22 protein-coding genes and 1 pseudogene are annotated in these 24,824 nt (G+C 64.7%); 7 read left to right on the forward strand and 16 right to left on the reverse strand.

Going from position 1 to position 24,824, the window contains the following annotated elements:
* Positions 1 to 103 precede the first annotated feature (103 nt).
* Entirely contained in the window at positions 104 to 886 is a 783-nt protein-coding gene (locus BMY68_RS18585) for an aldolase (protein WP_009042534.1), read from the forward strand.
* Between the two features lie 30 nt (positions 887 to 916).
* Complete coding sequence (locus tag BMY68_RS18590) at positions 917 to 1,804, forward strand: dihydrodipicolinate synthase family protein (RefSeq protein WP_085530035.1); 888 nt, start codon at positions 917 to 919, stop codon at positions 1,802 to 1,804.
* Positions 1,805 to 1,975: 171 nt separating this feature from the next.
* On the opposite strand, the gene BMY68_RS18595 is transcribed toward BMY68_RS18590, so the two are convergent.
* Positions 1,976 to 2,311: a YegP family protein gene (locus BMY68_RS18595; protein WP_085530034.1), complete on the reverse strand. Its 336-nt coding sequence runs from the start codon at positions 2,309 to 2,311 to the stop codon at positions 1,976 to 1,978.
* A gap of 216 nt (positions 2,312 to 2,527) precedes the next feature.
* On the opposite strand from BMY68_RS18595, the gene BMY68_RS18600 reads away from it, so the two are divergent.
* From BMY68_RS18600 to BMY68_RS18615, 4 genes are all read left to right on the forward strand, one after another.
* A complete protein-coding gene (locus tag BMY68_RS18600; RefSeq protein ID WP_062823437.1) occupies positions 2,528 to 3,067 on the forward strand; it encodes an RNA polymerase sigma factor in 540 nt (179 codons plus the stop codon).
* On the forward strand, positions 3,064 to 4,035 hold the full coding sequence (locus BMY68_RS18605; RefSeq protein ID WP_085530033.1) for a FecR family protein: 972 nt from the start codon (positions 3,064 to 3,066) through the stop codon (positions 4,033 to 4,035). The genes BMY68_RS18600 and BMY68_RS18605 overlap by 4 nt, the downstream gene beginning before the upstream one ends.
* A 120-nt stretch (positions 4,036 to 4,155) precedes the next feature.
* The gene (locus tag BMY68_RS18610; RefSeq protein ID WP_085530032.1) at positions 4,156 to 6,729 is read left to right on the forward strand and encodes a TonB-dependent receptor; all 2,574 of its coding nucleotides are present in this window, start codon (positions 4,156 to 4,158) and stop codon (positions 6,727 to 6,729) included.
* A 529-nt stretch (positions 6,730 to 7,258) separates the two neighbouring features.
* Positions 7,259 to 7,612, forward strand: a complete 354-nt coding sequence (locus BMY68_RS18615; RefSeq protein WP_062823440.1) for a DUF6124 family protein — start codon at positions 7,259 to 7,261, stop codon at positions 7,610 to 7,612.
* 178 nt (positions 7,613 to 7,790) lie between these two features.
* Here the strand turns inward: BMY68_RS18615 and BMY68_RS18620 are convergent, their stop codons facing one another.
* The 6 genes from BMY68_RS18620 to BMY68_RS18645 form a co-directional block, all read right to left on the reverse strand.
* A complete protein-coding gene (locus BMY68_RS18620) occupies positions 7,791 to 8,096 on the reverse strand; it encodes a ribbon-helix-helix domain-containing protein (protein WP_009042529.1) in 306 nt (101 codons plus the stop codon).
* A gap of 76 nt (positions 8,097 to 8,172) precedes the next feature.
* A complete protein-coding gene (locus tag BMY68_RS18625) occupies positions 8,173 to 8,754 on the reverse strand; it encodes a DJ-1/PfpI family protein (RefSeq protein ID WP_025806788.1) in 582 nt (193 codons plus the stop codon).
* Between the two features lie 248 nt (positions 8,755 to 9,002).
* Positions 9,003 to 10,220: a class I SAM-dependent methyltransferase gene (locus BMY68_RS18630; RefSeq protein WP_085530031.1), complete on the reverse strand. Its 1,218-nt coding sequence runs from the start codon at positions 10,218 to 10,220 to the stop codon at positions 9,003 to 9,005.
* A 237-nt stretch (positions 10,221 to 10,457) separates the two neighbouring features.
* A complete protein-coding gene (locus tag BMY68_RS18635) occupies positions 10,458 to 11,075 on the reverse strand; it encodes a TPM domain-containing protein (protein ID WP_085530030.1) in 618 nt (205 codons plus the stop codon).
* Positions 11,076 to 11,104: 29 nt separating this feature from the next.
* Positions 11,105 to 11,854: a TPM domain-containing protein gene (locus BMY68_RS18640; RefSeq protein WP_062823442.1), complete on the reverse strand. Its 750-nt coding sequence runs from the start codon at positions 11,852 to 11,854 to the stop codon at positions 11,105 to 11,107.
* Positions 11,855 to 11,927: 73 nt separating this feature from the next.
* Entirely contained in the window at positions 11,928 to 12,536 is a 609-nt protein-coding gene (locus BMY68_RS18645; protein ID WP_085530029.1) for a LemA family protein, read from the reverse strand.
* 254 nt (positions 12,537 to 12,790) lie between these two features.
* Between BMY68_RS18645 and bglX the strand changes: the two genes are divergently transcribed.
* Complete coding sequence (gene bglX, locus BMY68_RS18650; RefSeq protein WP_009042524.1) at positions 12,791 to 15,112, forward strand: beta-glucosidase BglX; 2,322 nt, start codon at positions 12,791 to 12,793, stop codon at positions 15,110 to 15,112.
* A gap of 61 nt (positions 15,113 to 15,173) precedes the next feature.
* Here bglX and BMY68_RS18655 read toward each other — a convergent pair whose 3' ends face one another.
* The 9 genes and pseudogenes from BMY68_RS18655 to BMY68_RS18695 all read right to left on the reverse strand — a co-directional run bounded on the left by BMY68_RS18655 (position 15,174) and on the right by BMY68_RS18695 (position 24,695).
* Positions 15,174 to 16,331, reverse strand: a complete 1,158-nt coding sequence (locus BMY68_RS18655) for a phospholipase D-like domain-containing protein (RefSeq protein ID WP_062823445.1) — start codon at positions 16,329 to 16,331, stop codon at positions 15,174 to 15,176.
* A 1-nt stretch (position 16,332) separates the two neighbouring features.
* Positions 16,333 to 16,923, reverse strand: a complete 591-nt coding sequence (locus BMY68_RS18660; protein ID WP_085530028.1) for a YceI family protein — start codon at positions 16,921 to 16,923, stop codon at positions 16,333 to 16,335.
* Between the two features lie 185 nt (positions 16,924 to 17,108).
* The gene (locus BMY68_RS18665; RefSeq protein WP_007927441.1) at positions 17,109 to 17,876 is read right to left on the reverse strand and encodes an IclR family transcriptional regulator; all 768 of its coding nucleotides are present in this window, start codon (positions 17,874 to 17,876) and stop codon (positions 17,109 to 17,111) included.
* An 86-nt stretch (positions 17,877 to 17,962) separates the two neighbouring features.
* Positions 17,963 to 19,420, reverse strand: coding sequence for an amidase (locus BMY68_RS18670; protein ID WP_085530027.1), 1,458 nt, complete (start codon positions 19,418 to 19,420; stop codon positions 17,963 to 17,965).
* Positions 19,420 to 20,730, reverse strand: a complete 1,311-nt coding sequence (locus BMY68_RS18675) for a citrate-proton symporter (protein WP_092160507.1) — start codon at positions 20,728 to 20,730, stop codon at positions 19,420 to 19,422. The genes BMY68_RS18670 and BMY68_RS18675 overlap by 1 nt, the downstream gene beginning before the upstream one ends.
* Positions 20,731 to 20,804: 74 nt before the next feature.
* Positions 20,805 to 22,014: pseudogene (locus BMY68_RS18680) on the reverse strand (M20 aminoacylase family protein); the annotation flags it as partial.
* Positions 22,015 to 22,228: 214 nt separating this feature from the next.
* Positions 22,229 to 22,558: an amidase gene (locus tag BMY68_RS18685; protein WP_085530025.1), complete on the reverse strand. Its 330-nt coding sequence runs from the start codon at positions 22,556 to 22,558 to the stop codon at positions 22,229 to 22,231.
* Positions 22,555 to 23,652: a serine hydrolase domain-containing protein gene (locus BMY68_RS18690; protein ID WP_085530024.1), complete on the reverse strand. Its 1,098-nt coding sequence runs from the start codon at positions 23,650 to 23,652 to the stop codon at positions 22,555 to 22,557. Before BMY68_RS18690 ends, BMY68_RS18685 begins: the two co-directional genes overlap by 4 nt.
* A 167-nt stretch (positions 23,653 to 23,819) precedes the next feature.
* Entirely contained in the window at positions 23,820 to 24,695 is an 876-nt protein-coding gene (locus BMY68_RS18695; protein WP_085530023.1) for an acyl-CoA dehydrogenase family protein, read from the reverse strand.
* Positions 24,696 to 24,824: the final 129 nt, after the last annotated feature.

The following is a 24,824-nucleotide window of genomic DNA, read 5'->3' on the forward strand; positions in this document are numbered from 1 at the left end:
TGTCATATAGCCTCTTTAGTGTCATTTGCTTTCACCCAACGACCTTGCGAGCAGCGGGAGCTGGCAAATCCGACGTCCATTGCAACGACCCAAGGACTCCGATATGGCCAAGACATTAGCACTACCCAAAGAACAGCTGGTCAGGCAAGCCCTGACCCAGATGCAAAACACCCTGGCGGATAATACGTGGACCGACCGGCAAAAGCTGGCCCTGACTTGCCGCATCCTGTTCGAGAACGGTCACGACTCCGGCCTGGCCGGGCAGATCACCGCCCGTGGCCCGCAGCCGGGCACTTACTACACCCAGCAACTGGGCCTGGGTTTCGACGAGATCACCGCGGGCAACCTGCTGCTGGTCAACGAAGACCTGGAGGTGCTCGAAGGTCACGGCATGCCCAACCCGGCCAACCGTTTCCACAGCTGGGTGTACCGCGCCCGCCCCGATGTGAACTGCATCATCCACACCCACCCGACCCACGTCGCCGCGTTGTCGATGATCGAAGTGCCGCTGGAAATTTCCCACATGGACCTGTGCCCGCTGTACGACGACTGCGCCTTTCTCAAGGCCTGGCCGGGCGTGCCGGTGGGTAACGAAGAAGGCGAGATCATCTCCGCGGCCCTGGGCGACAAGCGCGCCATCCTGCTCTCGCACCACGGCCAGCTGTCCACCGGCGCCAGCATCGAGGAAGCCTGCGTGATCGCCCAACTGATCGAGCGCGCCGCCAAGCTGCAATTGCTGGCCATGGCCGCCGGCACCATCAAGCCAATCCAGCCGGAGCTCGGCCGCGAGGCCCATGACTGGATCTCCAAGCCCAAGCGTCACGCCGCCGCCTTCAACTACTACGCTCGGCAGAACCTCAAGCAACACGCCGATTGCCTGAACTGAACCCACCTCATTCGCTAAAGGAGCGTCGCCATGTCGAACGCCAACATTCACGGCATCATCGGCTACACCATCACCCCGTTCACCGCCAACGGTGAGCAACTGGACCTGGACACCCTCGGCCGTTCCATCGATCGCCTGATCGACAGCGGCGTGCAGGCCATCGCGCCCCTGGGCAGCACTGGCGAAGGCGCTTACCTGAGCGACGCCGAGTGGGACCAGGTCGCCGAGTTCAGCATCCGCCACATCGCCAGGCGCGTGCCGACCATCGTCAGCGTGTCCGACCTGACCACCGCCAAGGCCGTGCGCCGCGCGCGCTTTGCCGAGGCCAAGGGCGCCGATGCGGTGATGGTCCTGCCGACGTCCTACTGGAAGCTCAGCGAAGCCGAGATCCTCGCCCACTACCGCGCCATCGGCGACAGCGTCGGCGTGCCGATCATGCTCTACAACAACCCGGCCACCAGCGGCACCGACATGTCGGTGGAACTGATCCTGCGGATCTTCCATGCGGTGGAAAACGTGACCATGGTCAAGGAGAGCACCGGCGACATCCAGCGCATGCACAAGCTGCAACTGCTGGGCGAAGGCCAGGTGCCGTTCTACAACGGTTGCAACCCGCTGGCCCTGGAAGCCTTCGCCGCCGGCGCCAAGGGCTGGTGCACCGCCGCGGCGAACCTGATCCCGCAGCTCAACCTCGACCTGTACCAGGCGGTGCTGGACAACGACCTGGAGCGCGCGCGCGAATTGTTCTACCGCCAGTTGCCGGTGCTCGACTTCATCCTCAAGGGCGGCCTGCCGACCACCATCAAGGCCGGGTTGAACATGACCGGTCTGCAGGTCGGCGACCCGCGCCTGCCGGTGTTCCCGCTGAATGAAGCCGGGCGCAATCAGTTGCAGGCCATGTTGAACGCAGTGCGCTAAACGTCCCGCCTCCCCCCTGTAGGAGCGAGCTTGCTCGCGATGAGGCCGGTAGCTGCACCGCCTGATCCTCGAGTTCTTATCGCGAGCAAGCTCGCTCCTACAGCACGGGACAGCGCCCAATAAAAAGCCCGGCAGGTTGTCCTGTCGGGCTCTTTTGTTTCAGAGCAGAAACTAAACGGTCTTGTCCTTGATGGTGGTGGTTGGACCGTTGGTCTTGACGCTTTCGATACCGCCGTCGCGCGCCGCCTCGGACGAATAGCGCTGGCTATTGCCGATGATCTGGTGGTTCGCGGCCTTGAGGTTGAAATAAGGCTTGCCGTCCTTGGAGACTTCCTTGGCGTAGCGGGCCTCGTTGGGACTGTTGGTCTGCACCGAAGCGATGCCGTTTTCGGCGGCGCCGCGGGAAGCGTACAACTCACTCGTCAAAATGGTTTCAGCATTGCCAGCCTTGAGAACGAAGCGGAACTGCCCGTCACTGCTTTTGCTCAATTCATACCATCCAGCCATGGTCCTGCTCCTGAGTGTCCAAAGATGCGAATGCACTTCGGATTAAAGCCTGTCTTTGCCGGTTTACCAGCGTTTTGGGGTGTGTTGCTGAGGCACGCAGCATCAGACAGGAAAAACCGCATCCGGTTCATGATGCGAAACTCATGCAGACAAATAGTAATAATTCTCGATATCATTCGCGACCTTTCTGCCCGGCAGCCCTTGCGAAGGATTTTCATGTCTCGCTTCAAGCCCGACCCCACCTCGGCGGACCCCGTCCGCGGGTTCTATGCGGACATCCTGCATTACCTGCGTAAACGCACGGACAACGCCAGCGATGCGGCGGACATGACCCAGGACGTCTTCACCCAATGGCTCGACTACCGCGACCGGGCCAAGGTCGAACAACCCCGCGCCTTTCTGTTCCAGATGGCGCGCAACCTGCTGCGCGATCACTGGCGCCGGCAGAAGGTCAGGCACAAGGTGCACCACGAACAACAGGCAGCAGAACCCGAGCCACTGGCCGATGAACATCACGAGCCTCTGCCCGCGGCCCAGCGCCTGCAACGCCTGGAGCGCTTGAAGAGCGTGCTCGCCGAACTCTCGCCGCGCCGCCGCGAAGCCCTTATGCTGCACCGCTTCGAAGGCCTGAGCCAGGCGCAGATCGCCGAACGCATGGGCATCTCCCTGAGCATGGTGGAAAAACACATCGCCTTTGCCCTGCTGCACTGCAAGCAGCGCCTGGAACAGGAACACGGCAAGGAGCAAGCGCAATGACCCGCCCCCGCGACCCTCAACATGAGCACGAGCACCCGATCGACAGCATCGATGCCCAGGCGGCCGGCTGGTTCACCCGCAATCGCGACGATCGCAGCCAGGCCACCCGCGACGCCTTCAAGACCTGGTCCAGCGAACCGGCCCATGCCCGGGCCTACGCCGAGTTCGAGCGCTTGTGGGCCGACCTGGCCGAACTCGAACCACTGAACCAACCGACGCCGCTGCCGCTGCGCAAAAAGCCGCGCTGGCGCCCGGCCCTGGCGGTCGCCGCCGCGTTGGTCTGCGCGCTGCTGGCCATCGAGCTGGGCGCCCCGCCGGCGATCCATTCGCAACAGATCGTCGCCCAGAGCACGGGCATGCGCAGTTTCAACCTGCCCGATGGCAGCACCCTGTACGCCAACGCCAACACCCGCTTGCGCATCGACTTCACCGCGCAGCAGCGCAACCTCTACCTGGACCAGGGCCAGCTGTACCTGGAAGCCGCCGCCGACAAGGAACGGCCGCTGTGGGTGCATGCAGGCAACGCCCGGGTGCGGGTGGTCGGCACCGGCTTCGATGTGCGACGCGGCGAGAAACAACTGGTGGTCAGCGTCGCCCATGGCCAGGTGGCGTTCGTTCCCGATGCGCAGAAGCCCGATTCGCTGCTGCTCGGCGCCCGCCAGCGCGGCATCTATGACTACGCCAGCGGCACCCTGCGGGAACAGGCGGTGAACGTCGCCGAGGTCGCCGACTGGCGCGGCGGCCACCTGGCCTTTCGCAATCGCGACCTGGCCAGCCTGGTGGACGAGCTGAACCTCTATCGCCGCCAGCCGGTGTTGCTGGCCGATGGCGCGCTGGGCAACTTCAAGGTCTCGGGCAACCTCGATGTGCAGGATCCGGATGCGCTGATCAAGGCCCTGCCGGCGCTGATCCCGGTGAAAACCGTGGCCCTGGCCGACGGCCGCGTGCGCATCGAAGCCCGACGCTGAAACCCATATGCGAATATTTTTCATTCGCATATGAGGTTTTATTTTGCTGACGCGTCTTCCTCCGGTCTGCGTTGTTTACGCACACCTTTTCTGGCCTTTGTCGCCGCTCCGGGGGATTTCATGTTTCGTGCGCCTTATCACTTGCAGCTCATCTGTTCGCGTCCGACCCTGCTCGCCACCTGCCTGGCGTTCAGCCTGCAGGCCCAGGCCCAGGTTCAAGTCGAATCGTTCAACTTTGCCCTGCCCGCCCAACCGCTGGCGGCCTCGCTGAGCCAGGTGGCGCAGCAGGCGAAGATCCAGTTGCTGTTCGACGAAGAGTTGCTGCGCAACGTGAAGGCCCCGGCGCTGAAGGGCGATTTCAGCCCCGAGGCGGCGATCCGGCAACTGCTGGGCGGCAGCGAGTTCAGCCTGGTCAAGGTCGACCAGACCTACGTGGTGCGCCCCGCGGAAAACAGCAGCACCCGCAGTTCGGCGCTGCAGCTGGGGGCCATGAGCGTCATCGGCAGCGGCCTGGAAGTGGACTCCGCCACGGTCGGCCGCTCGACCCTGAACCAGGCCGAGATCGACCGCCACCAGGCCACCAACATTCCCAGCCTGATCGCCACCCTGCCCGGCGTCAGCCTCGGCGGCTCGCTCAAACCCGGCGGCCAGACCATCAACATCTGGGGCCTGGGCGACGCCGAAGACGTGCCGATGAGCGTCGACGGCGCGACCAAGAGCGGCTTCGAACGCTACCAGCAGGGCTCGATCTTCATCGAGCCGGAACTGATCAAGCGCATCGAAGTGGAAAAGGGTCCGCACTCACCCGAGACCGGCAACGGTGGTTTCGGCGGCACCGTGCACATGGAGACCAAGGACGCCCCCGACCTGCTGCAGGAAGGCCGCGACACCGGTGCCATGCTCAAGTATGGCTACAGCAGCAACAGCCATGAGCAGGCCTACACCGGCGCGGTGTACGGGCGCACCGAGGACCGGCGTTTCGATGCCCTGGCCTACTGGACCAAGCGCGACGGCGACGACATGAAACTGGCCAGCGCCCAGCCGGACCCGCGCAACGCCTACCCGATCAACCCCAAGCGCCTGCCCAACACCGCCCAGGACCTGGACGGCGAGCTGTTCAAGCTGAACATGCAGCTGACCGACGAACACCGCCTGGGCTTCAGCTATATGCGTTCCAACAGCGATATCTGGGCGCCCTTCTCGGCCAAGAGCTACCCGACGCCGCCGACCCAGAACGATATCGACAAGTACGGCTACGACGGCGCCACCCGGCGCTTCCTGGCCCAGCGCAATACCATCGACACCACCTGGCAGGCCAAGTACCAGTACACGCCGCTGGACAACCCGTGGATCGACTTCGAGGCCAAGTACTCCGATTCCAAGACCGACCAGACCGACGAGCGCGGCCCGAACGCCTACACCCAGCCCGCCTCCGGTGGCCGCAAGATCACCGTGGGTTACGAGGACAGGATCCTCTCGCTGAAAAACACCAGCCGCTTCAGCACCGGCCCGCTGGAACATGCCCTGACTCATGGCATCCAGATCCGCAAGCACACCCGCGAGGTGGACATGTGGATGCCGGGCAAGACCTATGAGGTGCCCAAGTACAACAACGGGCATTACCAGCCGGGCTTCATGCCCCATGGCAAGGTCGACAACAACGCCTTCTATATCCAGGACGCCATCACCCTGGGCAACTTCACCCTGACCCCGTCCCTGCGCTACGACCATGTGCGCAACCGTGGGCAGAAAAACGACGCGCCGATCTACAACAGCCCCGACCCGGTGGTCGGCCACGATTATGGCGACAAGACCTACACCGGCTGGTCGCCACGGCTGTCGGCGTTCTGGACGGTTACCCCGCAATTCGCCCTGTTCGCCGACTACAGCAAGACCTGGCGCGCGCCAGTGATCGACGAGCAGTACGAAGTCCAGGCGCCGGGCACCACCCGCTCGGCCACCAGCCGCGACCTCGATCCGGAGCGCATCACCGCGTTGCGCGCCGGTAATATCACCAGCTTCGCCAATGTGTTCAGCGATGCCGATAGCGTGCAAATCCGCACCACCGTGTTCCGCAATGAGATCAAAGACGAAATCATGAAGAACCTGGGGATCGGCTGCCCCGAGCAACTGAGCGGCGGCAAGAGCATTGGCCAGGTGTGCAACCAGCCGACGATCGGGGTCTACCGCAATATCGGCGACCTGACCATCAAGGGTTTCGAGGTCGAGAGCTTCTACGATTCGACCTACCTGTTCGGCTCGCTGTCCTACTCCTGGATCACCGGCAAGCATGAAGGCGCCTACACCAACCCCTGGGGGCCGAATGTCTGGGCGCGGGACATTCCGCCGCGCAAGTGGGTCGCCACCCTGGGGGTGAAAATTCCGCAGTGGGATGCGCAAGTGGGTTGGCAGGGCCAGTGGGTACGCCAGACCGACCGCGTGCCGAGCGACGTCTACCCGAGCGGCCCGGCCAGCGCCTTGGGCGACTCCTACTGGGACCAGTACGAGAACGACCGCTACAACGTGCAGGGCCTGTTCGCCAACTGGAAACCGCAGCAGCCGTACCTCAAGGGCACGGAAGTCAACTTCACCCTGGACAACATGTTCAACCGCGATTACCGCCCGCCCCTGAGCGGCGAAAACGCCTCCAGCCTTGGGCGTAACGCCAAGATCAGCGTGACCCGGTTCTTCTGAACCGGGGGCGCTGCCCCTGTAACCGCTGTAACCCCTGCAATCGCTGCAACCCCTGTAGCCGCTGCCGAGCCTGCGAGGCTGCGATCGACCCGAAGGGGCGCGGCGATCTTGCGACCGTCTGAGGTCCTGCGGACCTATCGCAGCCTCGCAGGCTCGGCAGCGGCTACAGGTATTGGTCAGGGAGAGGTGCTGGACGGAGAAGAAGTTTCGCTTTGTTTTGTAAGGTATTTCCTAGAAAATCCCCAACGCCTTTGAGCGCCTTGTACCCCTCAAATCGATCAGGCAGTCTGCCTGGGTCGCTGCAAAATCAGCGGCCCGGATGTGGAAGTTCGGTCCTGAGTAAGCATGAGCGCTCGTAAGCAGGCGTCGACGTATTTTCGTCGACGGCGCCTTTTATGGCGGTTGTGCGCGGGACACCTTCGGGTGTGCCGGGTTACTCAGTCCCGGTCTTCCACACCCACGCACAACTGCCACCCCTCATGTGGAAGTGAGCTTGGCAGTCCTAGGAACTACTGAGTGAGTGACACACATGAAAAAGCTCGTCCCCGATCCACCCCTGCAATCTCCTCGTAAACTGCGCGACCCGGAACTGGATCGCGCCAACGCCAGCCTGATCGCCACCTTGCAAGGCACTCGCCGCCGCCCCTTTGGCCTGCGCGATGGCCAGGGCAATCCGCTGTTCGCCGTGCAGCCCGGGGTCAATGCCGAAGACGCACTGATGCACGTGTCCCTGCTGCTCAAATGTGCCGAGGAGGTGTCCGATGAAATCACCGAACGCGCCAGCGGCATCGAGCGCGGGCTGATCTGGTCCATGGTGCATTCGGTGGAAATGGCCCGGGCAGTGGTGGACGCCCTGCTCGACGGCACCCGCCCGACCTCTTGACCTGAAACGGCCCCTGTAGCCGCTGCCGAGCCCCAGCGAGGCTGCGATCGGGGCACAGCCCCGTAAAACCTGACAACGCGGTATGTCTGATACGTGGTGTTGCCTGGCTTGGCGCCCGCTACGCGGGCGATCGCAGCCTCGCAGGCTCGGCAGCGGCTACAGGGTACAGTGTGCGGGGTTATTTGGTGGCGCTGCGCACCACGCTGAGTTCCGGCGTGGCGCTGCGGCGCTGGCTCAGGTAGCGGGTGCAGCTGACCCGCAGGAACGAGGCGAAATTCACCACTTCGCCGCGGTAGTCCATCACCTCTTCGTAGAGCTTGGCGATCAGCTGGTTGGTGGTCATGCCATCGACCTCGGCGATTTCACTGAGGATGTCCCAGAACTGGTTTTCCAGGCGCAGGGTGGTGACCACCCCGCAGATGCGCAGCGAGCGCGAACGGGACTCGTAGAGGATCGGGTCGGCTTTGACGTAGAGCTCGCACATGCTGGGTGCTCCTCGGTTGGAGGTAGGACGATGGCGCTGCTTCCTGACAGAAAAGCAGCGCCAGCAAGTCATCCGTTTACAGGGTGATTTTGGTGCCCAGCAGGCCGAGGAAACCGGCCAGCCAGCTGGGGTGCGCCGGCCAGGCCGGGGCCGTCGCCAGATTGCCTTGGACGTGGCTGTCCGTCACGGGAATATCGATGTAGGTACCGCCGGCCAGGCGCACTTCCGGGGCACAGGCCGGGTAGGCGCTGCACTCGCGGCCTTCGAGAATGCCCGCCGCGGCCAGCAGCTGGGCGCCGTGGCAGACGGCGGCAATTGGCTTGCCGGCCTGGTCGAAGGCTTGCACCAGTTGCAGGACTTTTTCGTTCAACCGCAGGTATTCCGGGGCGCGACCGCCGGGGATCAGCAGCGCGTCGTAATCGGCGGCCTCGACCTTGGCGAAGTCAAAATTCAGGGCGAACTGATGGCCCGGTTTTTCACTGTAGGTCTGGTCGCCTTCAAAGTCGTGGATCGCCGTGCGCACGGTCTGCCCGGCCTTTTTGTCCGGGCACACCGCATGCACGGTGTGGCCGACCATCAGCAGCGCCTGGAACGGCACCATCACTTCGTAGTCCTCGACGTAATCGCCGACCAGCATGAGGATTTTTTTCGCGGCCATGGAGATGACTCCTCTTCAAGGGAAAACAGGAGTATTCAAGGTAGTCCCTATCCGCAAGGCCGGGTAATAACCCGGTACTACGCCTGCAACGCGTCCGTACACCGCGTCATCGTTCATCGCGAGCAAGCTTCGCTCCTACGGCCGCAGGCTGCGATCGGCACTGCGGTGCATCTGCACGATGGAGTGGGCCGCCCTTGCGCCGGCTGCGCCGTCGTTCGCAGCCTGCGGCAGCGGCTACAGGAGCGTGATCAGCCCAGGTAGCCGTCGGCCCGCAGCAGGGTCTCCAGGCAGTGCTCGCTGATGTGGTAGAACGCCTTGAGCTCGCCGATCTTCGCCAGCAGCTGGGTCGGGTCCTGGGGCTCGGCGCGTTTGACCGCGAGGATCATCTTGTTCTTGTTGGTGTGTTCCAGGGAGATGAACTCGAAGACCTTGGTCTCGTAGCCGCAGGCTTCGAGGAACAGCGCGCGCAGGCTGTCGGTGACCATCTCCGCCTGCTGGCCCAGGTGCAGGCCGTATTGCAGCATCGGCTTGAGCAGCGCCGGGCTCTGCATCTGCGGGCGGATCTGCTTGTGGCAGCACGGCGAGCACATGATGATCGCCGCGCCGGAACGAATGCCAGTATGGATCGCGTAGTCGGTGGCGATATCGCAGGCATGCAGGGCGATCATCACGTCCAGCTCGCTCGGCGCCACGCTGCGCACGTCGCCGCACTTGAACTCCAGGCCCTGATGGTCGAGGCGCGCCGCCGCGGCGTTGCACAGGGTCACCATGTCTTCGCGCAGTTCCACGCCGGTCACCTGCCCTTGCGCCTGCAAGGTGTTGCACAGGTAGTCGTGGATGGCGAAGGTCAGGTAGCCCTTGCCGGAGCCGAAGTCCGCCACCCGCACCGGCTGTTGCAGGTTGATCGGCGACGAACTCAGCGCATGGCTGAAGACCTCGATGAACTTGTTGATCTGCTTCCACTTGCGCGACATCGCCGGGATCAGCTCGTGCTGCTTGTTGGTCACCCCCAGGTCGGTGAGGAACGGCCGGCTCAGCTCCAGGTAGCGATTCTTCTCGCGGTTGTGCTCGGCGGACGGCACTTCGCGCTGCTGCTGGGCCTTGCCCTTGAACAGCGAACTCTTGCCCTTCTTGCTGTATTCGAGCTGCACTTCATCGGTGAGCGACAGCAAGTGCGCGTTCTTGAACGACGCCGGCAGCAGCCCGGCAATCAGCGCCACGCCTTCATCGAGGGAGAAATTCTTGGTGATGTCGCGGGTCTTGTAGCGGTAGACGAAGGACAGGCACGGCTGCTCCTTGACCGTCAGTTGCTTGATGATCAACCGCTGCAAATCCGCCTCGGCCCCCACATGCTTGGCCAGCACCAGTTTGATAAAGGCGTTCTGCGCCAGGCTGGTTTCCAGCAATTCGAGAAACTGGGCGTGATGATCCGGCGCGAGGCTGGCGGGGGTTGCGGTTGCGGACATGTAAAAGGTGCCTCGGGCGATGCGGGGTGTGAATCGGGGAATGGCGGGTATTTTAGGGGGGATGGCCCGCCGGGGCACGGAGTTATTTACCCGGCGGCGCAGAATTCCAGGCGATGGGGCCTCCTGTAGCCGCTGCCGAAGGCTGCGATCGGCCGAAAGGCCGTGGCGCTCTCAAGATCGCTGGAGGTCCTGCGGACCTGGCGCAGCCTGCGGCAGCGGCTACAGGAGCGGGGAAAATCAGGCCAGGACCACCAGGCGGTTGGGCAGTTCGTTGCGCACATGGGTCACCGGCACATGCACCTTGAGCAGTTCGCCGCAGGCCTCGATGCAGTTGATGAAGCCTTGCAGGGTCTGCCCCTGCTTCACCTGCTGGGTGAAGGCCTGGACGATGGCGTCCCAGGTCTTGTCGTCGAGGCGCCTGGAAATGCCCTCGTCCACCAGGATCTCCACATAACGCTCAGCTTCGCAGACGAAGATCAGCATCCCGGTGCTACCGACGGTGTGGTGCAGGTTCTGTTCGAGAAACTGGCGGCGGGCCAGGTTCGAGGCGCGCCAGTGGCGCACCGAGCGCGGAATCAGGCGGGTGGTGATCCGCGGAATGCGGAACACCAGGCAGAGCACGATAAAGGTCGCCCACTGCACCAGCAGCAACAGGTGCATGCTCATCCAGCCGGTGGCGTAATGCACCACGCCCGGCACGATCAGCGCCAGCAGGCTGGCCCAGAGCAACGGGATATAGGCGTAGTCGTCGGCGCGGGCGGCCAGCACGGTGACCAGTTCGGCATCGGTCTGCTGTTCGACCCGGGCGATCGCCTCGGCGACCTGCCGTTGTTCGTACTCACTCAGTAGTGCCATGTCTTCCCATACTCATCGATTATTGTTAGTCACCAGCCGCCTGACGATCCGCCGCCGCCAAAACTACCACCGCCGCCGCTGAAGCCCCCACCGCCTCCGCCGCCAAAACCGCCCCCGCCAAAACCTCCGGAACCGCCACGCCCGCCGCCACCGCTGGGCAGGATGCCAAGCAACTGGCAGACGAAGATCGTCACGATAAACAGCAGCACCAGGAACACCAGCGCGCCGGGATGCCGCTCGAAAAACTCACTGCCGCGCTCGCCGCCACCGTCATAGGCAGCGCTCGGTTCGTCCAGTGGATTGCCGCCCAGCACCAGCAGCATGGCCGATACGCCATCGCTGATGCCCTTGCTGAAATGGCCGGCCTTGAAGGCCGGGGTGATGACCTGGTTGATGATCACCGAACTTTGCGCGTCGGTCAGGCGATCTTCCAGGCCGTAACCGACTTCGATGCGCAGCTTGCGATCGTCGCGGGCGACGATCAACAAGGCGCCGTTGTTCTTGTCCTTCTGGCCGATGCCCCAGTAGCGCCCCAGCTGATAGCCGAAGTCCTCGATGCTGGTGCCTTGCAGGTCCGGCAGGGTCACGACCACCACCTGCTCGCCGGTGGACTGTTCGTGGGAGGCCAGCTCCTGGGTCAGTTGCTGGCGCACCGCCGGCTCGATCATCTGGGCGTTGTCCACCACCCGCCCGCTCAGCGCCGGGAACTTCAGCTCGGCCTGGGCCGTTATCGCCAATACCCAGAGCAACAGCACCACACCCACTCTCAACACGCGCATTGGAACCTCATCCGTGGTAACGCCGGGGCGGATCCCGCGGTCGCTCGCACGATCCGCGGGTAGCCGCTGCTGATCAGAACTTCACTTGCGGCGCTTTGTCGGCGTCGGGGCTGGTGGCCTCGAAGGTCTCGCGCACCGGCAGGTTGCTGTACATCACGCTGTGCCACAGGCGGCCGGGGAAGGTACGGATCTCGGTGTTGTACTTCTGCACCGCGAGGATGAAATCGCGACGCGCCACGGCGATGCGGTTCTCGGTGCCTTCGAGCTGCGACTGCAGGGCCAGGAAGTTCTGGTTGGCCTTGAGGTCCGGATACCGCTCGGACACCACCATCAAACGGCTCAAGGCGCCGGTCAGCTGGTCCTGGGCCTGCTGGAACTGCTTGAGTTTTTCCGGGTTGTCCAGGGTGCTGGCATCGACCTGGATCGACGTCGCCTTGGCCCGCGCCTCGATCACCGCGGTCAGGGTCTCCTGTTCGTGCTTGGCGTAGCCCTTGACCGTTTCCACCAGGTTGGGGATCAGGTCGGCGCGACGCTGGTACTGGTTCTGGACCTGACCCCAGGCCGCCTTGGCCTGTTCGTCGAGGGTCGGGATGTTGTTGATCCCGCAGCCGCTGAGCAGGCTGCTGAGCAGCAGCAATGCCATCACGGGCCAGCTTGAGCGAAGGCTCTGTCGTACGTTCATGGTGGTGACGCTCCTTGCAACCTAGGGGATGGAACCTGTAACCCTTTGAATCGAGTGCATTGGGCATAATCTGCCGCCACCACTGGATTGCATCGGGCCAATCGGCTAAAAGATGCCCAGCGCGAAAAAGAGTTCAGAAGTGTGCTGCATTTATCCGAACAACAATAGTCGTTCCTTTATTAGCCGCTCTCCCAATTTTCGGCCGCTCGACGCGTACTGATCGCGTCTGTTTTAGGCCCTAGAGAACAATATTCATGAAGAAGCTGTGTTTGCTGGGTTTGCTGATCAGCCTGGCCAGTCACCCTGCCCTCGCCGCCGCCACGCCGGTATCGGCCCAGGAAAAACCCTTTTCGGACGCGGTCCTGCAGAACAAGGACGCTTTCATCGACAACCTGCTCAAGCAGATGACCCTGGATGAAAAGATCGGCCAGTTGCGCCTGATCAGCATCGGTCCGGAAATGCCCCGCGAGCTGATCCGCAAGGAAATCGCCGCCGGGCGCATCGGCGGCACCTTCAACTCCATCTCCCGCCCGGAAAACCGGCCGATGCAGGACGCGGCCATGCGCAGCCGGCTGAAGATCCCGATGTTCTTCGCCTATGACGTGATCCACGGCCACCGCACGATCTTCCCGATCCCCCTGGCCCTGGCGTCGAGCTGGGACATGGACGCCATCGGCCGCTCCGGGCGCATCGCCGCCCGGGAAGCCAGCGCCGACAGCCTGGACATCACCTTCGCGCCGATGGTCGACATCTCCCGCGACCCACGCTGGGGCCGCACCTCCGAAGGCTTCGGCGAAGACACCTACCTGGTCTCGCGCATCGCCAAAGTCATGGTCAAGGCCTACCAGGGCGACAGCCCGAAGAACGCCGACAGCATCATGGCCAGCGTCAAGCACTTCGCCCTGTACGGCGCGGTGGAAGGCGGTCGCGACTACAACGTCGTCGACATGAGCCCGGTAAAGATGTACCAGGACTACCTGCCGCCCTACCGCGCCGCGATCGACGCCGGTGCCGGCGGGGTGATGGTGGCGCTGAACTCGATCAATGGCGTGCCGGCCACCTCCAACACCTGGCTGATGAACGACCTGCTGCGCAAGGAGTGGGGCTTCAAGGGCCTGGCGGTGAGCGACCACGGCGCCATCGTCGAGCTGATGCGCCACGGCGTCGCCAAGGACGGCCGCGAAGCCGCCAAGCTGGCGATCAAGGCCGGCATCGACATGAGCATGAACGACTCGCTGTACGCCAAGGAACTGCCGGGGCTGATCAAGTCCGGCGACGTCAGCCAGCGCGACCTGGACAACGCCGTGCGCGAAGTGCTGGCCGCCAAGTACGACATGGGCCTGTTCGCCAACCCCTACCTGCGCATCGGCAAGGCCGAAGAAGACCCGGCCGACACCAACGCCGAAAGCCGCCTGCACCGCAGCGATGCCCGCGATGTGGCGCGCCGCAGCCTGGTGCTGCTGAAGAACGCCAATGAAACCCTGCCGCTGAAAAAGGCCGGCAAGATCGCCCTGGTCGGTCCGCTGGCCAAGGCACCGATCGACATGATGGGCAGTTGGGCCGCCGCCGGCGTGCCGGCGCAATCGGTCACCCTGTTCGACGGCATGAGCCGCGCCCTGGGCGATCAGGCGCAGCTGATCTACGCCCGTGGTTCGAACATCACCGCCGACAAGGCGGTGGTCGACTACCTGAACTTCCTCAACTTCGATGCCCCGGAAGTGGTGGACGACCCGCGCCCGGCCCAGCAGTTGATCGACGAAGCGGTGAAGGCCGCGCAGCAGGCTGACGTGGTGGTGGCGGCGGTGGGCGAATCGCGGGGCATGTCCCACGAGTCCTCGAGCCGTACCGACCTGCACATCCCGGCCAGCCAGCGCGAGCTGATCAAGGCCCTCAAGGCCACCGGCAAGCCGCTGGTGCTGGTATTGATGAACGGCCGGCCGCTGGCGCTGCTCGACGAGAACGAGCAGGCCGACGCGATCCTGGAAACCTGGTTCAGCGGCACCGAAGGCGGCAACGCCATCGCCGACGTGCTGTTCGGCGACTACAACCCGTCCGGCAAGCTGCCGATCACTTTCCCGCGTTCGGTGGGGCAGATCCCGACCTACTACAACCACCTGACCATTGGCCGGCCGTTCACCCCGGGCAAACCAGGCAACTACACCTCGCAGTATTTCGACGACACCACCGGTCCCCTGTTTCCGTTCGGGTATGGCCTGAGCTACACCACCTTCAGCCTGTCGGACATGGCCCTGTCGTCGACCACGTTGAACAAGAGCGGCAAGCTCGACGCCAGCGTAACCCTGAAAAATACCGGCAAGCGCGACGGCGAAACCGTGGTGCAGCTGTATATCCAGGACGTCGCCGGCTCCATGATCCGCCCGATCAAGGAACTGAAAAACTTCCAGAAAGTGCAGCTCAAGGCCGGCGAACAGAAGGTGATCCACTTCAGCATCAGCGAAGACGACCTGAAGTTCTACAACGCCCAGCTCAAGTACGCCGCGGAGCCGGGCGAGTTCAAGGTCGAGATCGGCCTGGACTCCCGGGACGTCAAGCAACAGAGCTTCGAACTGCTGTAACCCCTCCCAGGCTCGCTCCTATCGTTCTCGTAGGAGCGAGCTTGCTCAGGCCAAGGCCCGTTCAGTCGCGGCGATTGAGCAGGTTGACCACCAGCCGGTCCACCCAGCCCCAGATCCGCTGCTTGACCCGCCGCCACAGCGGGCGGTTCTTCCAGGCTTCGAGGCTGACTTCCTGGCTCTGGTCGAAGTCGGCGAGGAAGCTTGCAACCACCGCATCGGTGAGCGGCATGTCGAGGGCTTCGAGGTTGGCCTCGAGGTTGAAGCGCAGGTTCCAGTGATCGAAATTGCACGAGCCGATGCTCACCCAATCGTCGATCAGCACCATCTTCAGGTGCAGGAAACGCGGCTGGTATTCGAAGATCTTCACCCCGGCCCGCAGCAGGCGCGGGTAATAACGATGCCCGGCATAACGCACCGACGGGTGATCGGTGCGCGGCCCGGTCAGCAGCAGGCGCACGTCCACTCCGCGCCCGGCGGCACGGCGCAGTGAGCGGCGGACCTTCCAGGTCGGCAGGAAATACGGGGTCGCCAGCCAGATTCGCCGTTGCCCGCTGTTCAGCGCGCGCACCAGCGATTGCAGAATATCCCGGTGTTGCCGGGCGTCGGCATAGGCCACCCGGCCCATGCCCTCGCCCTGGGCCGGCACCCGCGGCAGGCGTGGCAAGCCGAAGTTCGACGCCGGCTTCCAGGCGGTGCGATGGCGGTTGGCAATCCACTGCCGGTCGAACAGCATCTGCCAGTCGAGCACCAGCGGGCCGCTGATTTCCACCATGACCTCATGCCAGTCGCAGCTGTCCTGCAGCGGGTTCCAGAATTCATCGGTCACCCCGGTGCCGCCGACCACTGCCAGTTCCTGATCCACCAGCAACAGTTTGCGATGGTCGCGATACAGGTTGCGCACCCCGCGGCGCCAGCTCAGGCGATTGTAGAAGCGCAGTTCGACCCCGGCGCCCGTCAGGCGCTGGCGCAGGCCCAGGGTGAAGGCCAGGCTGCCGTAGTCGTCGAACAGGCAACGCACCCGCACCCCGCGCTCCGCGGCCTGGGTCAGGGCCTGGACCATGGCTTCGGCACAGGCGCCCGCCTCCACCAGGTACAGCTCCAGTTCCACCTGCTCACGGGCACGGGCGATCGCCACCAGCATCCGCGGGAAAAAACTCGGACCGTCGATCAGCAACTCGAAACGATTGCCTTCACGCCAGGGAAAGACCGCGCCCGCCATATCAGCGCGCCGTGAAGATCAGCACCGCACCCACCGGCACCGACAGACTGATCGCCGACAGGCCGGCCGCCTTGCGCAGGGTTTCGAGCCCCGGCACCAGGTCGAAATCGGCGGCGTTGAGCATCAACGGCTCCAGGGTCACCACCTGGAAACGCCGATCGTCCAGGCGCGTGGCCAGCAGTTCGGCGCTGTATTCATGCTGTTTGCCGTGCAGGGTGACATTGACCGGCAAACGCAGCTCGATCTGCGCGCCGGGCGCCAGGTCGTTGATCGGACGCAGGTTGATCTGAGCATTGATCAGAGCATCCGGATGCCGCTCGATCTCGAACAGCTCCTTGCGCATGCGCTCGTCACGCAGCGGAATCCCGCTGTTGATCGAGTCCAGCTCGACTTCCAGCTGCGCCATGCCCTTGGCGTCGACCTTGCCGTGCAGGACCAGGAAACGATGGACTTCCGAAACATTGGCGTTTTTGGTGGTGACGAACGACAGGCGCGAGGACTCGTTGTCCAGGTACCAGTTGGCCTGGGCCGGCCAGGCCGCGCAGGCCAGCAGCAAAGCGCCCAGGGCTTTAGGGAAAGAAGCGTTGAACATGGAAGACTCATGGGGTCGAGAAATCTGAGCCGAACCTTAACCGGCCCGCGTGCGCTTGCAAACAGCGACCAGCCCCGAACGGTGAATTCCCTAGCCGCTGCCCCAGGCTGCGAAAGACCCGCAGGACCTCCTGCGCCCGCGAGAATGTCACGGCTGTGCCGGCAGATCGCAGCCTTCGGCAGCGGCTACAGGCTGCGCTCGACATCGTGGACAGTCGCCGCGAGGCTGTCCAGGTGCAAACTCAGCACCCGCTCCACCGGCGCCTGGTCCATCGGCCAGTGCAGGGCCATGCTGCCCACCAGCCGGCCCTGGTCACGAATCGGCAAGGCCACGGCGCGGATCAGGAACGGCAGCCGCACCGGGTACTCCCAATAACCTTCGGTGCGCTGGCCGAACCCTTGATGCTGGGATTGTTCGCAGGCGCGGTACTGGTCCTCCTGGGGCACCCGCTCGCGGACGGCCAGGCGCTGGACCTGCTCGTGATCCAGCTCGGCCAGGCACGCCTTGCCCATCGCCGAATGGAACAGGCTCGAATAGTGGCCGACGATCTGGCAGTTATGCGGATAACGCTTGCGCAGCACCGCCGGGATCGAACTTTCCATGACCTCCAGGCGCTCGCCGTCGAAACACGACAGGTCGACCACCAGCCCGGTGCGCTCGCTCAGCGCCTGTAACCAGGGCGCGGCGCGCTCCACCAGTTGCCGCTTGAAGCGTTGCTGCTGGTCGCCGAACAGCCGCCTGGCGCACAGCCGGTAGCGCCGGTCGCTCAGGCCGCGATAGATCCAGCCCTGCTCCTGCAACGTCAGGAGCATGCGCGACACCGTGGCCTTGGGCAGCGCCGTCAGGTAGTGCAGCTCCTCCAGGCCCAGGGCCTGGTGCTGGCCCAGCAGTTCGACGATCGCCAAGGCCCGTTCGACCGAACGCACACTGCCGGTTTCTACCTTGCTGGCCATATGCCGACCTCCCTGATAAGCGGATGGATGAGCGTTTTACGCAGCAAGATGCGGGCCCGATAAACCCGCACACCCCGGTTCGAGGGTTACAACGGATGACCCGGCGGCCGGCGCCTGACCCACTGCGTCAGTTGTTCGTGGGCATGACCGAGCTGCAACACCGCCCGGTCGGCCTGGGCCGGGCCGATGATCTGCATGCCCATGGGCAAGCCCGCCGGATTGAAGCCGACCGGCACGCTGAGGCTCGGCAGGCCGGCCAGGGTCGGGCCGATCACCACTTCCATCCAGCGATGGTAAGTGTCCATTTCCCGCCCTCCGACAAGGCGCGGCCAAGGCACCCCTGCATCGAAAGGGAACACTTGGGCGCTGGGCAACAGCAGGAAATCGTAACGTTCGAACAGGCGCTCCAGGGCCCGGTACCAGTCGCTGCGAATCTGCGAGGCCTGGTAGACATCCGCCGCGCTCAGGCGCAGCCCGCCCTCGACTTCCCACTGCGCCTCGGGTTTGAGCAGCTGGCGCTTCTGCGGGTCGGCATACAGCGGCCCCAGGTTGCCCTGGACCAGCCAATGCCGGTGCACCAGCCAGCACTGCCACAGCGCCGCCATGGAAAACGCCGGCTGGCAGGCCTCGACCTCGCAGCCCAGCTGGCGAAAATCCCCCAGCGCCGACTCGCACAGCGCCAGCACACCATCGTCCATGGCCAGATAGCCGTCGTAGTCCCCCAGCCAGCCCACACGCGTGCCGCGAAAGTCCCGCTGCAAAGGCTCGTTGAAGATCGCCGGGTCGTCCTTGAGCGACAAGGGCACCCGCGGGTCGTACCCGGCCTGGGTGGCCAGCAGGCACGCGATATCGGCCACGCTGCGGCCCATCGGCCCCTCGGTGGCCAGTTGCTGGACGAACAGCTCCGGTGCCGGGCCGTGGGGCACCCGCCCCTGGGACGGGCGCAGGCCGAAGACATTGTTGAAGGCCGCCGGGTTGCGCAACGAGCCCATCATGTCGCTGCCATCGGCCACCGGCAGCATGCGCAGCGCCAGGGCCACCGCCGCCCCGCCACTGCTGCCGCCAGCATTCAACGTCGGGTCGTAGGCATTGCCGGTGGTGCCGAACACCTTGTTGTAGGTCTGCGAGCCCAGGCCAAACTCCGGCACGTTGCTCTTGCCGACGATGATCGCCCCGCTGGCCCGGACCCGCTCCACGCAAATGGCGTCATGGGCCGGGATCTGTTCGGCGAACAGCGGCGAGCCCAGGGTCGTGCGCAGCCCGGCGGTGGCCGCCAGGTCCTTGATCGCCTGCGGCATGCCGTGCATCCAGCCCAGGGACTGGCCCCGGTCCAGCTGGCGGTCGCGCGCCTCGGCCTCGGCCAGCAGCACCTGGCGCTCGCGCAGGGACACCAGGGCATTGACCCGGGGATTGCAGCGCTCGATCCGGTCCAGGTAGGCCGACATCACTTCGCGGCAGGAAAACCTGCGGGCGTGGATCGCCCGGGACAGCTCGACGGCGCCCAGTTCGACAATAGGTCCAAGGTCTTGTATTGCGATATCCATCAAGGCTTCACCCCGAAATTCAGTGTGCTCGGTTTCTTCTCTTTGGGTGCCTCATGCAGGCAATAAGTGCCCAGCAGCGTCAACACGCAGGCAAACAAGACATAAAACGCCGGAGCCACCGGGGTGCCCAGTACCTTGCTGAGCCAGGTCACGATCAGCGGGGCAAAACCGCCGAAGACCATGACCGCCACGTTGTAAGCCACCGACACCCCGGTGGAACGCACCTGCACCGGGAACTGTTCGGCCAGCGCCGTCGGCGCCGGGCCAAAGAAACCGCCGATGGCGCTGCACAGCAGCACCTGCATCACCAGCAGCCGCTCGATCGAGGGCGCCGCGGCGACCCAGACGTACAGCGGGTACACCATGACGAAAAACGCCAGGGTGAAGGCCAGCAACACCGGGCGCCGCCCCAGCCGGTCCGACAGGGCGCCGGACAATGGAATCACCACCGTCATCAGCGCCACCGCGAACATCTGCACCAGCAACACCTGGTCCAGCGGCAAGCCGAGGTTCTTGTGGGCGAAGGTCGGCATGTTCACCAGCACCACGTAGAACGACACCGTCGCCCCGCAGGCCAGGCCCATGGACACCAGGATGCTGCGCCGGTGCTCGCGCAGCACCTGCATCAGGCCCGGGCCGTTGCCGCGCACCTGCCTGCGGGCCTCGACGAAGGCTTCCGGCTCCTCCATGTACTTGCGGATCCACAGGCCCACCGGGCCGATCAGCAAGCCGATGACGAACGGCAGGCGCCAGCCCCACAGATCGAGGTCCTCGGGCGAGAACAGATGAGTGACCAACGCCACCATCGCCGCCCCGGAGAACACCGCCAGGCATTGCCCGACCAGTTGCCAGGAACCGTACAGGCCCTTGCGGTGCGCCGGCGCGCTTTCCACCAGGAAGGCCGTGGCGCTGGCGTATTCGCCGCCGGTGGCGAAGCCCTGCAGCATGCGCGCGACCACGATCATCAGCGGCGCGCCCATGCCGATGGCCGCGTAGTTGGGGGCAAAGGCGATCAGGGCGATGGAGACTGTCATCAAGCGGATGATCAGTTGCATGGCCGCTTTGCGGCCTTTGCGGTCCGAATACATGCCCAGCAGGATGCCGCCCACCGGGCGCATGAAAAAGCCCACGCCAAAGGTGGCCAGGGCCATCAGCAGCGAGGCGTACTCGTCGTCGGAGGGAAAAAACTGCCGGGCGATGATGCTGGCCAGAAAGCCGTAGACGATGAAGTCGTACCACTCCAGGGCGTTGCCGATCACTGCGGCGACCACTTGCCGGGTACGCGAAACACTGGATTTCGAGGTGTGCATGAGCGCTGTCCTTCTATTCTTGTCGGGCCTCTCGGGTAACGAGTCGGCCCCTTATGGGAAGTGCCGGGCGCCACGGCGCCCGATTCAGCGGCAGAAGAAAGGGAAAACTCAGGCCGGCTCGAGCCAGCTCTCGGCCAGCGCGGCCCAATAGGCGGCGCCGGTCAGCAGGATGTCGTCGTTGAAGTCGTAGCCGGGGTTGTGAACCATCGGCCGGGACAGGCCGTTGCCGATGAACAGGTAGCTGCCAGGGCAGCGCTGCAGCATCCAGGCGAAGTCTTCACTGCCCATCAGCTTGCGCGTGTTGCCGTCGACCGCCTGCTCGCCCAGCAGCGCCACCCCGACCTGGCGGGCGAATTCGGTCTGCTCCGGGCTGTTGACCAGCACCGGATAGGCCGGGCGGTGTTCGATGCTGGCCGAGCAGCCGAAGCTCTGGGCCTGGGTGTGGATGATCGTCCTGACCCGTTCGAGCATCTGCTCGCGCACTGGTGCGTTCAGCGCCCGCAGGCTCAGGCGCAGCAACGCCTGTTGCGGAATCACGTTGGCCGCCTCGCCGGCCTGCAGCGCACCGACCGTCACCACCGCCGCCTCCTGGGCATCGATGTTGCGCGCCACCACGGTTTGCAAGGCCATCACCACACTGGCCGCGGCTACCAGCGGGTCGACCGTCAGATGCGGCATCGAACCGTGCCCGCCCACGCCTTCAAGAGTCACGGTGAGCAGGTCCTGGGAGGCCATCATCGGCCCTTGGCGAAACCCCAGGTGACCGGCCGGCAGCCCCGGCATGTTGTGCATGCCGAACAACGCGTCGCAGGGGAAACGCTCCAGCAGGCCGTCGGCGAGCATCGCCTCGGCGCCGCCCTGGCCTTCTTCGGCCGGCTGGAAAATCAGGGTCAGGGTGCCGTCGAACTGGCGCGTGGCCGCCAGGTAACGCGCCGCGCCGAGAAGCATGGCGGTGTGGCCGTCGTGCCCGCAGGCATGCATGCATCCGCTGTGGCGGCTGCTGTAGGCCACGCCGCTGTTCTCGATGATCGGCAAGGCGTCCATGTCGGCGCGCAGGCCAAGCCGGCGCGGGCTGTTGCCATTGCGCAGCACAGCGACCACGCCGGTCTTGCCGATACCGCTATGCACTTGGTAGCCCCACTCCTCCAGGGAACGGGCGACCAGCGCCGAGGTGCGGTTCTCCTCGAAACCGAGTTCGGGGTGGGCGTGGATGTCCTGGCGCACGGCGCGCAGGTCGCTGGCGACGTCGTCGAGCCAGGCAAAGATATGCGGGAAACGGGTCATGACGTATCTCCTCGGGCCGGGTGTAATCCCGTTCTTTTTTTCGGAGCGTCTCACGGTGCGGCAAGGCGTGATCGCGGCGTGCCCTCAGATAACCGCGAGCCGCCTGCCGCGACAATCAAATGTGGTTCCACAGGGTGGAACCTTGTGCGGGGAGCCAATCAGCATGGGGGCTGGCAGCCCCGGGAAAGGATTACCGATCTTTACGCGGCGCCGTTCAGGGCTCCAGTCGACAGCCCTGGCGTTCGCCCAGCCAGACAGCGCTGTGGCTGCGTCCCAGGCCGCTGGCGCTGACCCGCTTGTGCTCGGCATCGTCCTGCAGGCTTTTGAGTGGCAAGTACTGCTGCACATAACCTTCGCAGTACTCGGCGGCGTTGTGCATCACGTAGCGGCAGGAGCAGTACTCCTTGGCGCTGTAGGCGCTGAGGATGTCCGGGAAGGCCCGCAGGGCGACCCGCTCGCTCCAGCCCCAGCCGAGCAAGGCCAACAGCGCCAGCAACAGCAGGCTGGCAAAGGGATGGCGCACGAGCCACGGACGCCGGCTCATGGCTGCACCTGCCGGGCGAAGGCCGCCAGGGCCAGCTTGAGCAATGCGTTGTGGCTATAGCTGCCGTCGCGGTCGTCGGCATAACGCACGATCACCAGCCCGGCGCTGGGGATCACGTACAGCGCCTGCCCCCAATGGCCCAGTGCCGCGAAGGTATCGGCCGGCGCATCCGGCCAGGGCGACGGGGCGCCGCCAACGGCGCGGTTGAGCCACCAATGGCCGCCGGGCACCAACTCGTCCTGATTGGCCTGATAACCGGCGAACGGCGTGCGATTGAATTCGACCCAGTCCCTGGGTAGCAACTGGCGCTCGCCCCAGCGCCCGTCGCGCAGCATCAACAGGCCGACCCGCGCCAGATCGCGGGCAGTGAGGTAGGCATAGGAGGAACCGACGAAGGTGCCGGTAGCATCGCTTTCCCACACGGCGTGGGTAATGCCCAGGGGCTCGAACAGCGCCTGCCAGGGATAGTCGGCATAACGCTGGGCGCCCAGCATGCCTTTCAGGGCCGCCGACAGCAGGTTGCTGTCACCGCTGGAATAACGAAACACCTGCCCCGGCGGGCTGAAGGCCGGGTGCTCGGCGGTAAAGCTCGCCATATCGCCGTGGCCGCGGGTGTAGAGCATGGCCACCACCGAGGACTTGAGGGGCGCGTACTCGTAATCCTCCTGCCAGTCCAGGCCCGAGGCCCAGTGCAGCAGGTCGGCCAGGCTGATGTCCGGGTGCTGGCGCAGCGCCGGCAGGAAGCGCGCGGCCTTGTCCTGCAACTGGAAACGCCCTTCGCCATAGGCCACGCCCAGCACCGCGGCCAACAGGCTTTTGCTGATGGACCAGGTCAGGTGCGGGGTATCGGCGTTGGTCGGGCCGGCATAACGCTCATAGATCAACTGGCCATCGCGGATCACCAGCAAGGCGTCGCTGCGGATGCCCAGGCGGGTCGCCTCGTTGCGGGGCGCGAAGGCATAGGCCTCCAATGCCTCAAGGGCCGGGCCGCTGGCTGCGGGGCCCTTGCTCCATTGCGCGCCGGGCCAGTTCTCGGCCCAGGCGGGTGGGAGCATCAACAGCAACGCAAGCAGCAGGGTCGAGCCTTTGAGCATGGCGGGAACTCGGGCAAGGGAACCCGCTGAGGGTAGACCAGAGAGATGACAGTTTTTGTCCGGCCGGCGGTCCTGCGGACCTATCGCGAGCAAGCTCGCTCCTACAGAAAAGCGACCCTGCTTATGTAGGAGCTTGCTCGCGATGGGCCGCACAGCGGTCCCTCCTTCTATAGAGCCAGCGCCTTGGCCAGGCGTTTGCTCCGCGCCCCCGCCGCCAGGTCCAGCACCGCCCGATCGCGCTTCCACAATTCGGCCCACAGCTCCGGGCCATCGGCAAAGGCCTGCTCAAGGGCCGGCTTGAGCCCGTCGAACTGGGCGAACAGGCCACCCAGCAACACATGCCCGCTGCTCAGCGAGGGGTTCTGCCGGCTGACTTCCGCGCAACCGGCGAGCAAGGCCAGCAATTGCAGGAGCAGGGTCTGCGGCCAGTCGTTGTCCTGGCCGACGCCATACAGCCAGGCGGTCATGGCGCTGAGTACATAGATGTCTTCCAGGGTGCGGAAGGGTTTGACATAGGCATCCCAACCGTCGCCCGCCAGCCGTTCGCACAGGGCGTTATCCAATTGCAGGCGGCCGTGGCTGATGTCCGGCATCAGCGGGATCGCCGGCAGCTTGTCGACCTTGACCCCGGGCTCGCCGGCATGGACCACCGCCAGGCTCAGGCGCGGCGACTCGCCTTGCGCCTCGCAGCGGGCGGCGATCAGCAGCCAGTCGGCGGCATCGCCGGCGGTGACGAAATCCTTGCGCCCGTTCAGGTGCAGGTCCCGCAGCCGGGTCTGCATGTCAGCCGGGCGCAGGCTGCGCTGCTCGGTGGCGCACAGCGCGCCCAGGCTCAGCGGCGCGCTGGGCCAGAGCATGCGCAAGGCCGCCTGGTAGCCCACCAGGAAGGCCAGCCCCGGGGTGGCCATCAACCGCCCACCGCGCACCGCCAGCTCGAAGGGCGTCACCGGTCCCAGTTCCTGTAACAACACGGCATAACCTTCGGCCAGGTCCGGGTGGGCGGGCAGCCGGCGACGGCTGTGCAACAGGGCTTGCCAGGGCATAAGCGGGTCCTCAGGGGCTGTCATATAAGCATCACCAAAGCTTCATGGCGATGACACCGGGGCTACATAGCCTGACTTTGCACAACAAAGTCGATCGGCTGCAACCCAAGGCGGGTCAGTGGCCCGCAC

The organism is Pseudomonas sp. NFACC41-3, from assembly GCF_900109505.1.
Taxonomy (GTDB): Bacteria; Pseudomonadota; Gammaproteobacteria; order Pseudomonadales; family Pseudomonadaceae; genus Aquipseudomonas; species Aquipseudomonas chlororaphis.

Bases quoted from the DNA above. Each gene is read 5' to 3' on its own strand.
- BMY68_RS18620 (WP_009042529.1), bottom strand. From the start codon at position 8,096: ATGTGCGAGCTCTACGTCAAAGCCGACCCGATCCTCTACGAGTCCCGT.
- BMY68_RS18625 (WP_025806788.1), bottom strand. From the start codon at position 8,754: ATGGCCGCGAAAAAAATCCTCATGCTGGTCGGCGATTACGTCGAGGAC.
- BMY68_RS18655 (WP_062823445.1), bottom strand. From the start codon at position 16,331: ATGGCGGGCGCGGTCTTTCCCTGGCGTGAAGGCAATCGTTTCGAGTTG.
- BMY68_RS18690 (WP_085530024.1), bottom strand. From the start codon at position 23,652: ATGCTCAAAGGCTCGACCCTGCTGCTTGCGTTGCTGTTGATGCTCCCA.
- BMY68_RS18665 (WP_007927441.1), bottom strand. From the start codon at position 17,876: ATGGCCAGCAAGGTAGAAACCGGCAGTGTGCGTTCGGTCGAACGGGCC.
- BMY68_RS18595 (WP_085530034.1), bottom strand. From the start codon at position 2,311: ATGGCTGGATGGTATGAATTGAGCAAAAGCAGTGACGGGCAGTTCCGC.
- bglX (WP_009042524.1), top strand. From the start codon at position 12,791: ATGAAGAAGCTGTGTTTGCTGGGTTTGCTGATCAGCCTGGCCAGTCAC.
- BMY68_RS18585 (WP_009042534.1), top strand. From the start codon at position 104: ATGGCCAAGACATTAGCACTACCCAAAGAACAGCTGGTCAGGCAAGCC.
- BMY68_RS18645 (WP_085530029.1), bottom strand. From the start codon at position 12,536: ATGAACGTACGACAGAGCCTTCGCTCAAGCTGGCCCGTGATGGCATTG.
- BMY68_RS18605 (WP_085530033.1), top strand. From the start codon at position 3,064: ATGACCCGCCCCCGCGACCCTCAACATGAGCACGAGCACCCGATCGAC.
- BMY68_RS18600 (WP_062823437.1), top strand. From the start codon at position 2,528: ATGTCTCGCTTCAAGCCCGACCCCACCTCGGCGGACCCCGTCCGCGGG.
- BMY68_RS18635 (WP_085530030.1), bottom strand. From the start codon at position 11,075: ATGGCACTACTGAGTGAGTACGAACAACGGCAGGTCGCCGAGGCGATC.
- BMY68_RS18695 (WP_085530023.1), bottom strand. From the start codon at position 24,695: ATGCCCTGGCAAGCCCTGTTGCACAGCCGTCGCCGGCTGCCCGCCCAC.
- BMY68_RS18660 (WP_085530028.1), bottom strand. From the start codon at position 16,923: ATGTTCAACGCTTCTTTCCCTAAAGCCCTGGGCGCTTTGCTGCTGGCC.
- BMY68_RS18590 (WP_085530035.1), top strand. From the start codon at position 917: ATGTCGAACGCCAACATTCACGGCATCATCGGCTACACCATCACCCCG.
- BMY68_RS18670 (WP_085530027.1), bottom strand. From the start codon at position 19,420: ATGGATATCGCAATACAAGACCTTGGACCTATTGTCGAACTGGGCGCC.
- BMY68_RS18630 (WP_085530031.1), bottom strand. From the start codon at position 10,220: ATGTCCGCAACCGCAACCCCCGCCAGCCTCGCGCCGGATCATCACGCC.
- BMY68_RS18675 (WP_092160507.1), bottom strand. From the start codon at position 20,730: ATGCACACCTCGAAATCCAGTGTTTCGCGTACCCGGCAAGTGGTCGCC.
- BMY68_RS18615 (WP_062823440.1), top strand. From the start codon at position 7,259: ATGAAAAAGCTCGTCCCCGATCCACCCCTGCAATCTCCTCGTAAACTG.
- BMY68_RS18640 (WP_062823442.1), bottom strand. From the start codon at position 11,854: ATGCGCGTGTTGAGAGTGGGTGTGGTGCTGTTGCTCTGGGTATTGGCG.
- BMY68_RS18610 (WP_085530032.1), top strand. From the start codon at position 4,156: ATGTTTCGTGCGCCTTATCACTTGCAGCTCATCTGTTCGCGTCCGACC.
- BMY68_RS18685 (WP_085530025.1), bottom strand. From the start codon at position 22,558: ATGAGCCGGCGTCCGTGGCTCGTGCGCCATCCCTTTGCCAGCCTGCTG.